The organism is Faucicola osloensis, from assembly GCF_020041925.1.
Lineage (GTDB): Bacteria > Pseudomonadota > Gammaproteobacteria > Pseudomonadales > Moraxellaceae > Faucicola > Faucicola osloensis_D.
Window position 1 is genome coordinate 2,470,848 of record NZ_CP083409.1, and the last position, 13,356, is coordinate 2,484,203.

Genomic DNA, 13,356 nt, shown 5'->3' on the forward strand with positions numbered 1-13,356 from the left:
CAATGTCATATTACACTATTCAATCATTGTTGGCTGTACCAAGCACAGTTGAAAAACACATCCGCAAACAGTTACTGAGTGAGTATCTTCATGTAGGGCAGACTTATCTTATTACCCATGATAGCGAAATGGTCACTGCAGCAATAGCCACTCAATATTTTGCTGCGCTAGATGAGTTGATAGCCGGTAAACCATTCGCTTATGTGCTAGGTAAACAAAGTTTTTGGCAGCACGAGTTTTTAGTCAACCCGCATACTTTAATACCGCGTCCTGATACCGAGCGATTGATAGAGGCGGTGCTTAATCACCATAAAAATAGCCTAAGCAAACCAATAAATATTTTAGATTTAGGCACTGGGTCAGGTTGTATTGCCATCACGCTGGCGGATGAATTTAAAAACTCATCCGTTAGCGCAGTGGATAAGTCGCCTGAGGCGCTGAAGGTGGCAGCACAAAATGCTAAAAGACTAGGGGTTAATAATATTGCGTTTTTTGAAGGCAGTTGGTATGAACCCTTTATGACAACCAATGCAGATGAAAACAACAAATTTGATATCATCGTATCTAATCCCCCTTATATCGATCCCAACGATCCCCATTTGGCAGGGTTAACCGATGAACCCATTAGCGCGCTAATTGCGGATAATAAGGGCATGGCGGACATCTGTCATATTGTCAAAACTGCCCCACAATTTTTACAGCCTCATGGCTTACTAGCGATTGAACATGGGTATGATCAGGGCGAACAGGTTAGGGACGTGTTTTTGTCAAATGGCTTTGACGAGGTAATCACCGTCAAAGACTATGGGGACAATGAACGAGTAACGCTGGGTGTGCTAAATTAGTGTACTAAATTAATGGGCTAAAATAGCCTAAGTAAATATGTGAAATTTAACTATTATGTCAGAACAAACAGAATTAACCGATGTAGAAATGCTACGCTATGCCCGCCAAATATTGCTAGAAGGGTGGGATATAGAAGCACAAACGCAGCTAAAAAATAGCTGTGCGATTATTATTGGCATGGGCGGGCTAGGTTGCCCACTTGCAGAGACCTTGTGCCGTGCTGGCATTGGCAAGCTACTGATTATTGACGATGATACGATTGATGAGAGCAATCTGCAGCGGCAGTCGTTATTTACCCCTAACGACATCGGTCAATCTAAAGCGCTGGTAGCCAAGGCTAAATTACATGAAATCAATGCATTTTGTGAGGTTGTTGCCATACAAACGCGTTTGACAGCAGATAATCATCAACAAATGGTTGAACAAACGAAAATAAATAGCCTAATTAAATTAATATGCGATTGTACAGATAACTTCAAAACACGAGACATCATTAATACCATCGCTGTCAAGTCAAATTTGTCATTATTATCAGCCTCCGCCATTGCGCAAACCGGGCAACTGGCATTATTTGCGCCGCAGCAGGGTTGCTATCATTGCTTATTCCAAGGGGCAGGGGATGATGAGCGAACGTGTGCCACTAGCGGCGTACTAGCCAGTACCACCCAAATCATCGGCAACCTTCAAGCCCAAGCAGCTTTAAGTTTTTTGGGACTGGGCATCAATCCTATAGCGCAAACGTTATTGCTATGGAACGGCAAAACCATGAATCTTAAAAAACTTCACTATCGTAAAGACGCTAATTGCGAGATTTGTAGCCAACCATCCGCTATCACAGACGTAATTTAAACTAGAGTCAATCATGCAAAAAAATCACTTTTTTAAAAAATCCCTAAATGTCATTCAGCGGGTCGGGAAGACGGCAACCGTGGCTGGCAAAGCAGGGCTACGTATCGCCCAAGGTGAAAAAATGACCCCAACGCTGCTGCGTCAAAGCTTTGAAGAACTGGGTACTACCTATATCAAAATTGGTCAGTTTATTGCCAGTACCCCGTCCATCTTTCCCCGAGAATATGTGACAGTATTTCAAGGCTGTCTGGATCAAACCACGCCCATGCCTTATAGCTATATTGAAGGCGTCTTAAGAGAAGAACTGGAAAAAGATGGGCAGACCTTAGAGGATATTTTTCAAAGTATTGAGGTCAAACCACTAGCGTCTGCATCCATCGCCCAAGTTCACAGTGCTATTTTAAAAAATGGCGATAATGTGGTGTTGAAAGTGCAAAAGCCTGAAGTAGATACCATTATTCAAACCGATTTAGGTATGATGGTTGGATTAACTAAACTGATTGACAGTATCGCACCGTCGCTAAAATTTGCCAGTATTTCACCCATTATTGATGAAATCCGTTTACGCATGGCAGCAGAAACGGACTTCTTACAAGAAGCCAAAAACATTGATGATTTCCAAGATTTTTTGAAAAAAACCGACAATCATAAAGTAGTCGCGCCCGATGTTTATCATGATATCAGTACCAAAAAAGTACTTGTCATGACGCGGTTCTTGGGGGTGTCGATGATTGATGATACCGCCATGCGTCAATACTGCAAGTACCCCGCACAGGTGATGACAGATACTTTAAACACGTGGTTTTCTAGCTTGATGCTGTGCAATAGTTTTCATGCCGATTTGCATGCAGGCAATTTGATGTTGTTGACCGATGGTCGTATTGGCTTTATTGATTTTGGGATTGTAGGCAAACTTGAACCCAAAGCGTGGCAAGCCAGTATGGGCATGATGGATAGTTTTGCTAAAGAAGACTATCGCGGCATGGCGCATTATATGGTTGAAATGGATATGACCCATGCGCGAGAGCAAGTCAATGTCGATGTCCTTGCCCAAGATCTTCAATCAGTGATGAAAAAAATCTTGGCAGATGATAGTTTATTTATGGGAAAAACCATTGACCAAACCATGCCAAACCGATTGAAAGATCATACTGATGAAATCAATCAAATGTTGCTTGAGATGGTGGAAGTCGGTAAACGCCATGGTATTCACTTCCCAAGAGATTTTGCGCTACTGACCAAGCAACTGTTATATTTTGACCGTTTTATGAAAGTACTTGCCCCTGAAATGGATATGTTTCATGATGCGCGGATTAAAATGGCATAAACACGCGATGAATTAATCCTCTTTGCGCTGTAGCCATGTTCTAAGCCAAGTTAAAATCGCTTGGTGGTGTTTGATACATAGGCTCAGCGCCTTTAAGTCTGCTTTTAGGGTTTTTTGTTCGCGCTGTAGAGTTTCTAACATCAGTTGAACCACCAACTCTGTCACCAAGTCTGAGATATCATCAATATTGCGCTGACTAAGTTCCTTAAAAAACCGCGCCCAATGTTTGATAAGTTTGTTTTGCTGCTCTGATGTCAAGCCCGCCAGTATAAAATGTGCTTTGGCATTGATTCGCTCGTAAGTTGACCATTTTGGGTTATCAAAATCCTGCAATCTTGACTGAATGGTTTGAATCCAAGTAATCAACTTCAATAATTCTTCATCGGCGATGGCTTGCCAAGTTAGGCAGCAGCTTTCGTCATAGTTTTTGCAGGGCGCATCGATGACATCCGTGATAACACCATCGATAACATCAGTGTCGCCAGTTGAATTTTCGTCCAATCGAGTAGGGGCTGTTGGTTTGGTAGATGGGTGTTTCGGCTTAAAAACGTTAGCCGCTTCGCTGCGCTGATAAATATCGCGGATGACAGATTGGCTAATGCGGTTATTTTCCAGACTGCCTAACAGCTCTGGTTGAAACAAAAAACAGAGCTGCAGATGCAGTTGTACCGTCAATTCGCTATCAAAATTGAGCAGGGCATCTTGCGCTTGCCGTGCTTGGTTTTTTCGCCCCAATCCCATTTTGTTTTTGATGTCTTCACGCAGCAACCAGCCATAACTGCCTTTTGGCAGTTTTTGGGTCAGCGCAGAGAGTTGCTGCAAGATCTTGCTACGGTTTTCAGGGGTATTGGTAGGATATTGACGCGTCAGACTTGAGTACAAATACGCTGATAGGGGAACCGCTTGGGCGATTTGTTGCTGCATCGCTAACAAACCATGCGCTTTGACATAACTATCAGGGTCATGATTATCTGGCAGTGTCAAAAAGTGTAATTCCTTGCCATCAGTGAGCGCAGGCAACCCCACTTCCATGGCACGCCAAGCGGCTTTTTGTCCTGCACTATCACCATCAAAACTTAAAGTAAGTATGGGATTAAATTGCAGTAATCTTTCGATTTGTGATTGCGCCAGCGCTGTTCCCATGGAGGCAACTGCGCCATACACGCCCGCTTGATGAAGGCTTATGACATCCATATAACCTTCAACCACCAGCCAGTCTTTGGCTTTGGCCTTGCGCCCTTCAAAAAGACCATACAACACGGCTTGTTTATGAAATACAGGTGAATCTGAAGAATTGATATACTTGGGCTGCTCATCATCAGACATGGTGCGACCGGCAAAGCCGATCACCTGCCCTTGTTGGTCGCGAATGGGAAAAATCACCCGATTGCGCAGCAAATCAAAATCACGCCCATTTTGCGAAGTGCGCACCAAGCCAAGAATTTTTAACCCTTCGATGTCTTGGGGGAACGCTTCTTCAAGATGTTGCCAACCGTTTGGGGCGAAACCTAAGGCAAATTCTTCGATAGTATGCGGCGTCAATCCACGTTTGAGCAAATAATGTTGGGCAAAGCTATTTTGCTGTAATTGATGTTGATAAAACTGGCAGATTTGGGTGAGTAAGTCGTATAAACTTGATGAACTATCCTGCGGACTGCTATTACCCAAGTCATCAAAGGGTGAAAACCCGCCAACGCTTGCGTCATCATACTCGCCAAAAGGGATGAAGCTGGCATCTAAGTTATCAGACGTTTGAAAATCATCAAAAGCGTCTATCCACAAAGCCTCTGCATCGTCAATAGACGGACGCTCGGCAACATCGGAGTCAGAGAGAGTTTGAACGGGACTTTGAGCCAGATTTTGATGAGAGGATACCCTTGTTTGCGATAGAGCAGGTTTGGATGCAACGGGGGTTTTTTTATAGGTATGTGATTTGTTGACAGGCTCTTTGGGCAGTTCAATCCCCGTTTGACGGGACAATTCTTTGAGCGCTTCACCCGCGGTGAGGTTTTCGTACTCTTTTAAAAAAGTGAGCGCATTGCCCGCGACACCACAGCCAAAACAGTTATATAGCCCTTTTTGCGGATTGACAAAAAATGAGGGCGTTTTTTCTCCATGAAAAGGGCAACAGCCTTTGAATTCATTGCCCGAACGTTTGAGCTCCACATGCTTGCCAATAATCTTGACGATATCGGCATTAGCAATGATTTGATCAATGATGGCATTGTTACTCATGGTAAAAAGCGCATTTCCAGTTAAAAATTAGCTGATTGAAAAAAAATAGCTAGGATAAACCTAGCTAATGTTAACGGGGTTTATAGATTATTTGACTTGACTGGTATTGTCAGGTGGCAGACCCAAACCAATTGTGGTATCACGTGGTCTGGTTGGTGTTTCATCATTTGCCGTGGTAGCCGGACTTGGCAGGCGCATTGCCGCAGCTTGCTGAATTGAAGTCTGAATCACTTGTGGCTTGGTATTGCCTGAGTATTGACCCGACTGCTGGGCTAGCCCTTGAACAGCAGCATTTTGTGAACTTTGACCGAGCACGCCCAATGTGGCTTTATTTAACCAGTTTGAACCGGTACGGCTATTATCAAGTTTGACGTTGCCACGTGCATCAATCAGACCAGGGTAGTTGATACGAAGCAGTTGTTTATATTGATTGGCGGTATCAGTCATTCCCAGTTTGTCATAGCTATAGGCGATGGTTGCAATAGACTCTGGAATCGCTTCGCTTTGTGGATAGTACTGAAATACCCATTTAGCACGGTTGGCAGCTGCCACATAGGCTTTGCGTTTAATATACCAGCGCGCTACATCCATCTCACTTTCTGCCAATTGGTTATAAATATAACGCATACGTAGCGCAGCGTCTGGGGCATAGGCACTATTGGGAAAGCGATTAATCAGTTGCTGAAAGTTATTAAAGGCAATGCGCGAATAGCCCATATCACGGTGTGCAGGATTAAGTTTGGTGTATTTCATCACGCCGCCTGATGCCGCCTGCATATTTGAGATGCCGCGAACGTAGTAAGCATAGTCAACTTGCGGGTTGGATGGGTAAGACTGGATAAAACGATCAGCACTGGCAATCGCATCCAAATAGTCACCATGTTGGTACTGCGCATACATCAAGTCAAGTAATGCTTGCTCGCTGTAATCACCCACAGGATAGAAAGTCCGCAAATCGTTTAACTGGCTAATCGCTTTAGCAAGGTTGCCTTTTTTGATGTTATCAGACGCCGCTTGGTAGTAGCCTTGCTCGCTTTTTTCAGCTTTGGTCGCGACGACTTCGTCTTTGCCACCCAACAATTTTGAATTTTTTAGCGTTTGACAGCCAGATAAAGTGGTCAAAGCCACAGTAATTGCGGTGACACCCACAACTTTGGAAAGATGATGCATACGAACCTCAAATCTATTGCAAAAATATTTGCCCATCATAATACTTATTATTCAAAACTGAATGCAAAATATTGTATTAAAAATTTCACTAAGTCTATCACGAAACGTTATACTTTGTGACCTATCCGCGCATATTAATTTCGAAAATCCCTATACCCTAAGTCTGAACTGTTTATGACCACGCCAATCGCCTCACATCCGAGCAACTTAAATCCAATCGACTCAAACATTGAATCTATGAATGAATCTATGACTCAAAACAATACCAATCAACTCGAAGAAGAATGGGAAAACCTGTCACAAACACACCCAAGCCATCAAAACCTACAGACCCACGACGCTGGCGCTGGCATTCATCAAATTATCCAAAATTATACCGTCAACTCTAAGCAAATAGGGGAGCGCATTGATAAAATTGCTGCCTTGGTGTTTAGCGATTATTCGCGTGAGCAAATCAAAAATTGGCTTGAGTCAGGCGAATTAACCGTAAACGGCGCAGCGCAAAAACCCAAATATCGTCTTAAGCCCAATGATATGTTGGTGCTTAAAGCGAGCTTGACCGCTCAACAGCAAGATTTGCCCGAGAATATCCCACTTGATATCTTGTATGAAGATGAGGCGGTGCTGGTCATCAATAAGCCCGTAGGCTTGGTCGTCCATCCTGGTGCAGGCAATGGGTCAGGTACGCTAGTCAACGCAATGCTTTTTCATTATCCTGACAGCCGCACGCTACCTAGAGCAGGATTGGTACATCGCATTGATAAAGAAACATCGGGTTTAATGGTGATTGCTAAAGACAGTCAAAGCCAGCTGCATCTAATTAATCAGCTTAAAGACAAATCCGTGTACCGGCTTTACCAAGCAATTGTGTTGGCTTCCGCGGCTGAGCTTGCCCGCCATCGCACCATTGATGCCCCCATTGGACGCCATCCGACCCAGCGCACCAAAATGGCGGTGGTGGGTAGTGGCAAACCTGCTGTTACTCATCTTGAGAAAATCACAGCGATAAGCGACGCTGTCTCATTGGTCAGCGTGCGACTGGAAACAGGGCGTACCCACCAAATCCGTGTGCACTTATCAAATTTAGGTTTTCCATTGCTCGGAGATCCGCTATATGGCGCTGCTCGTAAAAATGCAATATTGTTAAAAACCTTGGATGACGACCAAAAACACGTCGTGCAACAGTTCCAGCGTCAAGCGCTACATGCTTATGAGCTTGGCTTTATCCACCCAAAAACAGGCGAGCCTATTAAAGTGCAAGCACGCCTGCCCGAAGACATGCAAAAATTACTCGACACCCTAAAGCCCTAACTTTTTACCGTAATATTACTTTTATTAGATGACTGGGGCATTACTGGGGCGTGTTAGCGGGCGATTAGGGTACGCCCCGCTATTTACCCATTTTTTCCGTCAAATATTTCCAATAGCGTTTTGGCAAATACTGAATATGCAGCTTGCGATTTAACCGCTCTTTGATGGTCACGTGGGTAAAATATTTTTGCCAAAGCGATTGGTATCGTTGTTCTGCCTCGCTATAAAACTGCTGCGGATGCAGTAGCGCTTCATCATCTACCTCACAGATGATATGGACTTGTTCGCTAGGATCATCGTGAGCATAATAAATACCAAACCCGCGTTTGACATCATAAATCGCCCAAGTCTGATCGGCATAGCGTTCTTTAAAATGCTGATGCAAAATGGGTAATACATTAAAATCAGGCTCAACACGCGCAAAATATACCGATTTTTCAGTGTCTGGCATTTGCATTTGTTCAAATCGCACAAACGCCTGCATACGGTGGCGCTCACGCCCGACCATTTTGATAAGCTTACTCACTGCCATCACATCCGCATGGGTATAATTCTCCCACACATCAAGGTTGGGATTGGACAGTTGAAACCGTACCACCCCAAACAGATGACTATACACGGTAGGCGATTCTGACAAAAAACCCCACAGCAGTTGTCGCATACCGTTTTTGCCAAAGACGCGCGCTAACTTATCGCTCACCCGTAAGGTTTTGGCTTCATCGGTCGCGATGGTGACAGTGGCTTGCCAAAAATTGGGTACCACTTCATGCTCGGCTTGAATGGTCACAATCGGGGCGTGCTGCCAACCCTTCTCATAAATGGTGAACACACACGTGAGCCACCCTTCAAAGCTGCCATCAAAGATTAAAATGGGGGTCTCAGCCGTCACTAAATCCATAAATGATTGACCTTTTGCACAGTGGACTTTAAAACCTTAATTTTAAAAGATTGATTTTAAAAAATTAAGTTTAAAATAATAATGCTAAAACAACGCCAATTGGCCATGCCGCTCGGCTTTGAATTTGGTTTGGGTCTGCGCCAGTACATAATCGCGAAAATTATCTTGGGTTAAATGACTTAAATGCTCATTGCGACCTTTGAGTGCGATAAAGTATTTGGCACGGTTTACGGCAGCGCCCATTTGCTTAAGATGATCGAGCGTCAAAGTCGAAAATTTTCGTGCCTGAACAATTTTTTTGGCGGTTCGTGTGCCAATCCCAGGAATACGCACAATCATTTTGTAGGGCGCGGTTTGGATATTGACGGGGAAATGTGACTTATTACGAATCGCCCAAGCCAATTTGGGGTCACAGTCCAAATCCAAAAACGGATGGTTATCGGGTAGGATTTCTTCTGCTTCAAATCCATAAAAACGCATTAACCAATCCGCTTGGTACAAGCGATTTTCTCGCACCATCGGCACAGGGGTACCCATGGCGGGCAAGCGATTGTCACTGAGCATAGGCACATACCCTGAATAGTACACCCGTTTTAGGTCATATTCTTGATAAAAATGGCTCGATAAACGGATAATTTGTAAGTCGGTCTCTTGCGCTGCGCCCACAATCAGCTGGGTACTTTGACCCGCTGGGGTAAATTTTGGGGTATGTTTGTGTTGTTTTTTACTGTCTTTAAACACCACGATTTGTTCTTGCACCACTTTCATTGGGGCTTTCATATCGTCATGGTTTTTTTCAGGGGCGAGCAATGCCAAGCCAGATTTGGTGGGGATTTCCATATTGACGCTTAAGCGATCAGCATACAATCCTGCTTCCTGCATCAGCTCAGCAGACGCACCCGGAATGGTTTTTAGATGAATATAGCCATTGAATTTGTGCGTAAGGCGCAAGGTTTTGGCGACACGAACCAATCGCTCCATGGTATAGTCGGGCGATTTGAAAATCCCTGAGCTTAAAAATAAGCCTTCAATATAGTTGCGCTGATAAAACTGCATGGTCAAATTAACCACTTCTTCGACAGTAAAAGCTGCGCGCGGCGTATCGTGACTGCGCCTTGAGGTGCAATAGGCGCAGTCGTAGATACAATGATTGGTAAACAATATTTTTAAAAGGGAAACACAGCGGCCATCTTCGGTATAGCTATGACAAATACCCGAGTTAGCCGTGCCGAGTCCTTTGTTATGATTGTCACGTTTACTGCCACTTGATGAACAGGAAACATCATATTTGGCAGCATCGGCTAAGATGGATAATTTGTCTTGCAATCTTTCATAATTCATCGCGTAAACCTTGCATATCTCATATATCAGCGGCTAAAAACATAAAAAATAGGTTGCAAAATTAAACTTAAGATGAGTATTTTACCTTATAAGCGGCTAAAAATACGGTTAAAAAAAAGCAAGACGACAACATGTGGCGTCTTGCTTTTGGTAGATTAACTAATTAGTGACTACGAATTACGGATTCACGATAATAGCCGGTGCGGTCGTGACAGGCACGGTGGTCATTGTCGCTACCGCAGGCATTGATGCTGGTAGCAATACGGGGGTTGTCGTAGTAGTAGACACAACAGTGGCAGGTTTTGATACGGTTACTGTCGCGCCTGAGCCTGTTTGTACTGTCACTGGGGTGGTGGTATTGACATTCGATGTCGACACTACAGTTGTACTAGGTGCTGCTGTTACCACAGGGGCTGTGGTAGTGACGACAGGCGTAGAGGTAGAGACAGTGCGATAAGTCGGGGTGGTGACAATTTGTGTCGGGTAAAATGGCATACCGTCAACGATGGTAAATCCATTGGGGCGAACCATCACCGTGTCGCTAGTGCCATCGATATGTTGATTGACAATCGTTGTGGTTTTTGGCGCCACGCGTGTCGTGGTTACCGTTGTAGTTTTTTTGGCGGCGGCTTTAACGGTACGTGCATGACTCGGTGTTGCCACGGCACTCATGGCAATCACCGCAACTGTCGCGGCAACGATTTGGGATTTTTTTATAGCAGTCATCATCATGTTGTGTTTCCTCAAAAATATACACGGAATTGATGAAATTATTATGCGCATATTATTGATAGAAATATAAGTTATAAATGTAAATAACACAGAAAATTTGCAATTTATGCGATAACTGCTGTGAAAAAATGTAACTGCATGGGTAGGTTAACTCATTAAATGGGACACTTTGATAGGCTTAAAACTTTGTCCGGTAAAGCGCTTAGACCAGCAAAAAAATAGGCGTGACGGTTGTTTTATTGGGTTACAAGGTTTATCCTTATCCGTTGACATTGAATATTTGGGCAATGCCACGTTAGCGTAAATTTTTTAGCAGTCAAACTTATCAATTAAATGTAGGAGCTATTCATGTTTTCACATGTAGAACCGTATGCGGGTGACCCGATTTTGGGGTTGATGGACAAGCATAAACAAGACCCACGTGCCGACAAAGTTAATTTGGGTGTGGGTGTATATTTTGATAATGACGGTAAATTACCCGTCCTTAACTGTGTGCAAAAAGCTGAAGCACAAATCGCTAATCCACCAAAACCACGTCCCTATCTGCCAATGGACGGTCTGCCAGGTTATCGCGCCGCTTGCCAAAACCTATTGTTTGGTAAAGACGCACAAGTATTAAAAGACAAACGTGTGGCAACCACAGCGACCATCGGTGGTTCAGGCGCGCTCAAAGTCGGGGCTGATTTTATTCATGCTTGGTTTCCCCAAGCCAAATGCTATGTGTCTGACCCAACGTGGGCGAACCATATCGGTATTTTTGAAGGGTCTGGTTTTGCGGTCGGCAAATATCCCTACTATGATGCAGCGACCAACGGCATCAAATTTGATGAGCTCATTGCTTTTTTAAACACCTTGCAAGCCCATGATGTGGTGTTGCTGCATCCTTGTTGTCACAACCCAACGGGCGTTGACTTGACCCAAGCGCAATGGGACCAAGTCCTTGAAGTGGTCAAAGCGAAAAACTTGCTTGCCTTTATGGATATTGCCTATCAAGGCTTTGGTGAAGACATGGATGCAGATGTCTATGCGATTCGCAAAGCAGTGGACATGGGCTTGTTGTTCTTTGTCAGTAACTCATTCTCAAAAAATCTATCACTGTATGGTGAGCGCGTTGGCGGTTTATCTGTGGTGTGTAAAGACGAAGCACAAGCAAAAGCGGTACAAGGTCAATTGCAGTTCAATATCCGCCGCATTTACTCAAGCCCACCTTCACACGGCGGCCACGTGGTTGATATCGTGATGAATGACGAAGCGTTATTCAATGAATGGGTACAAGAAGTGTATGTGATGCGCGATCGTATCAAAGAGATGCGCCAAAAACTGCGTGACAGTTTAGAAGCGAAATTACCGGGTCGCAGTTTTGAATATATCACCAAGCAAAACGGTATGTTTAGCTATACTGGTCTCACCCCTGAGCAAGTAGCGCGCATTATCAAAGATTTTGGTATTTATATGGTCGCTAATGGGCGTATCTCGGTTGCCGGTCTAAACGCTAGCAATATCGACTATGTAGCCAATGCCATGGCAGAAGTGTTAAAAGACTAAGCTTATTGAATAAGCCTGTTAAAAACTAAGATAGCTTAAATAATCAAAACCCTTAACCGCGTGTTAGGGGTTTTTTATGACTTACAATTTATAAGTGATGGTGTATGACGTATGATTAACGGGGCGGGGGAGTATTTAAGCCTGTTTTGGTAAGATTGTAGAAATATTTTTGACTGTTGTTAATTAAATCCCCACAAAAAACCTTGCTTTTCGTATCGGCTTTTGCTGAGATACCGATTACAATAATTTTAATAAAAATAGGATATCTTTATGGTCGCCCACAACCCCATACCCAATTTTCAAACCGCAACTGATTCTACGCCGCCATCCATCCCGCAAGCCCTCACCCCCCAGTTTCGAGAAATCGATTACGGCAATAACGTTGCCCAGCGTACCCTGTGCGTTTTGGTGCTGGATTTGTCAGGCTCAATGGCGATACGCTCAGGCAATGGCGAGAAACGCCGTATCGATATGCTTAATGAAGGGATTGAGGCGTTTTATCATGATTTGATGAAAGATGAAACAGCCCGCAACCGTGTGCGTTTAGCCATTGTCATTGTGGGCGGGGTCAATGATACCGCAGAGCTGATGATGGACTGGACGGATGCAATTGATTTTTTCCCCATTACATTTCGTGAAAATGGCATGACGCCGCTTGGGCAAGGTATGTTGCTTGCGCTCAATTTGATTGAGCAAGAGCGTATCAATCTACGCGACAACGGTATCAATTATACCCGTCCATGGGTTATTGCCATGACGGATGGTCTGCCCACTGACAGCCAAGATGTGTGGCAGGCGGCTATCAATCAATGTCACCAAGCCGAGCAAAATAATCAATGTATTATTTATCCGATTGCCATTGATGCGGGCGTGCAAGAAGTTAAGATGCTCAAGCAACTGTCGATTTTAACCCCGCCCGTGCATCTCAACTCCGTTAAATTTGTCGAATTTTTTGTGTGGTTGTCCGCGAGTCTTAAGACCGTGTCACAATCTGCGCCTGGGGAAACCGTGCAATTAGGGAGTATCTCACCGTGGGCGACCATTCAAAGTTGATGGTAAAGACAATCACCTTCAATGCTCATGATAATAAAAACACCTAAAA

At 44.1% G+C, this 13,356-nt stretch carries 11 protein-coding genes; 6 read left to right on the forward strand and 5 right to left on the reverse strand.

What is annotated here, in order from left to right; translation table 11 throughout:
* Positions 1 to 2: 2 nt before the first annotated feature.
* Genes prmC through LAJ61_RS11025 form a run of 3 tightly spaced genes read left to right on the forward strand, consistent with a single transcriptional unit; the run spans position 3 to position 3,022 of the window.
* Positions 3 to 845: a peptide chain release factor N(5)-glutamine methyltransferase gene (prmC, locus tag LAJ61_RS11015; RefSeq protein WP_224053961.1), complete on the forward strand. Its 843-nt coding sequence runs from the start codon at positions 3 to 5 to the stop codon at positions 843 to 845.
* Between the two features lie 55 nt (positions 846 to 900).
* Positions 901 to 1,695, forward strand: a complete 795-nt coding sequence (locus LAJ61_RS11020; RefSeq protein WP_224053962.1) for a HesA/MoeB/ThiF family protein — start codon at positions 901 to 903, stop codon at positions 1,693 to 1,695.
* 13 nt (positions 1,696 to 1,708) lie between these two features.
* Positions 1,709 to 3,022 (forward strand): ABC1 kinase family protein, encoded by a 1,314-nt coding sequence (locus tag LAJ61_RS11025; protein WP_224053963.1) that lies wholly within the window; start codon positions 1,709 to 1,711, stop codon positions 3,020 to 3,022.
* Positions 3,023 to 3,034: 12 nt separating this feature from the next.
* Here the strand turns inward: LAJ61_RS11025 and LAJ61_RS11030 are convergent, their stop codons facing one another.
* Together LAJ61_RS11030 and LAJ61_RS11035 are read right to left on the reverse strand one after the other, a co-directional pair.
* The gene (locus LAJ61_RS11030; protein ID WP_224053964.1) at positions 3,035 to 5,257 is read right to left on the reverse strand and encodes a DNA primase; all 2,223 of its coding nucleotides are present in this window, start codon (positions 5,255 to 5,257) and stop codon (positions 3,035 to 3,037) included.
* Positions 5,258 to 5,344: 87 nt separating this feature from the next.
* Entirely contained in the window at positions 5,345 to 6,427 is a 1,083-nt protein-coding gene (locus tag LAJ61_RS11035) for an outer membrane protein assembly factor BamD (protein WP_224053965.1), read from the reverse strand.
* A gap of 249 nt (positions 6,428 to 6,676) precedes the next feature.
* On the opposite strand from LAJ61_RS11035, the gene LAJ61_RS11040 reads away from it, so the two are divergent.
* A complete protein-coding gene (locus tag LAJ61_RS11040; protein WP_224053966.1) occupies positions 6,677 to 7,738 on the forward strand; it encodes an RluA family pseudouridine synthase in 1,062 nt (353 codons plus the stop codon).
* Positions 7,739 to 7,817: 79 nt separating this feature from the next.
* On the opposite strand, the gene LAJ61_RS11045 is transcribed toward LAJ61_RS11040, so the two are convergent.
* The 3 genes from LAJ61_RS11045 to LAJ61_RS11055 form a co-directional block, all read right to left on the reverse strand.
* Positions 7,818 to 8,636 carry a TIGR03915 family putative DNA repair protein gene (locus tag LAJ61_RS11045; protein ID WP_224053967.1) on the reverse strand — a complete coding sequence of 273 codons (819 nt, stop codon included), beginning with the start codon at positions 8,634 to 8,636 and terminating at the stop codon, positions 7,818 to 7,820.
* A gap of 84 nt (positions 8,637 to 8,720) precedes the next feature.
* Positions 8,721 to 9,977, reverse strand: coding sequence for a putative DNA modification/repair radical SAM protein (locus LAJ61_RS11050; protein WP_224053968.1), 1,257 nt, complete (start codon positions 9,975 to 9,977; stop codon positions 8,721 to 8,723).
* Between the two features lie 177 nt (positions 9,978 to 10,154).
* Positions 10,155 to 10,709, reverse strand: coding sequence for a hypothetical protein (locus tag LAJ61_RS11055; protein WP_224053969.1), 555 nt, complete (start codon positions 10,707 to 10,709; stop codon positions 10,155 to 10,157).
* 348 nt (positions 10,710 to 11,057) lie between these two features.
* On the opposite strand from LAJ61_RS11055, the gene LAJ61_RS11060 reads away from it, so the two are divergent.
* Together LAJ61_RS11060 and LAJ61_RS11065 are read left to right on the forward strand one after the other, a co-directional pair.
* Positions 11,058 to 12,254, forward strand: a complete 1,197-nt coding sequence (locus LAJ61_RS11060; protein WP_160001820.1) for an amino acid aminotransferase — start codon at positions 11,058 to 11,060, stop codon at positions 12,252 to 12,254.
* Positions 12,255 to 12,524: 270 nt separating this feature from the next.
* Entirely contained in the window at positions 12,525 to 13,307 is a 783-nt protein-coding gene (locus LAJ61_RS11065) for a vWA domain-containing protein (RefSeq protein WP_224053970.1), read from the forward strand.
* Positions 13,308 to 13,356: the final 49 nt, after the last annotated feature.

Bases quoted from the DNA above. Each gene is read 5' to 3' on its own strand.
- LAJ61_RS11050 (WP_224053968.1), bottom strand. From the start codon at position 9,977: ATGAATTATGAAAGATTGCAAGACAAATTATCCATCTTAGCCGATGCT.
- LAJ61_RS11025 (WP_224053963.1), top strand. From the start codon at position 1,709: ATGCAAAAAAATCACTTTTTTAAAAAATCCCTAAATGTCATTCAGCGG.
- LAJ61_RS11060 (WP_160001820.1), top strand. From the start codon at position 11,058: ATGTTTTCACATGTAGAACCGTATGCGGGTGACCCGATTTTGGGGTTG.
- LAJ61_RS11040 (WP_224053966.1), top strand. From the start codon at position 6,677: ATGACTCAAAACAATACCAATCAACTCGAAGAAGAATGGGAAAACCTG.
- prmC (WP_224053961.1), top strand. From the start codon at position 3: ATGTCATATTACACTATTCAATCATTGTTGGCTGTACCAAGCACAGTT.
- LAJ61_RS11030 (WP_224053964.1), bottom strand. From the start codon at position 5,257: ATGAGTAACAATGCCATCATTGATCAAATCATTGCTAATGCCGATATC.
- LAJ61_RS11045 (WP_224053967.1), bottom strand. From the start codon at position 8,636: ATGGATTTAGTGACGGCTGAGACCCCCATTTTAATCTTTGATGGCAGC.
- LAJ61_RS11055 (WP_224053969.1), bottom strand. From the start codon at position 10,709: ATGATGATGACTGCTATAAAAAAATCCCAAATCGTTGCCGCGACAGTT.
- LAJ61_RS11020 (WP_224053962.1), top strand. From the start codon at position 901: ATGTCAGAACAAACAGAATTAACCGATGTAGAAATGCTACGCTATGCC.
- LAJ61_RS11035 (WP_224053965.1), bottom strand. From the start codon at position 6,427: ATGCATCATCTTTCCAAAGTTGTGGGTGTCACCGCAATTACTGTGGCT.
- LAJ61_RS11065 (WP_224053970.1), top strand. From the start codon at position 12,525: ATGGTCGCCCACAACCCCATACCCAATTTTCAAACCGCAACTGATTCT.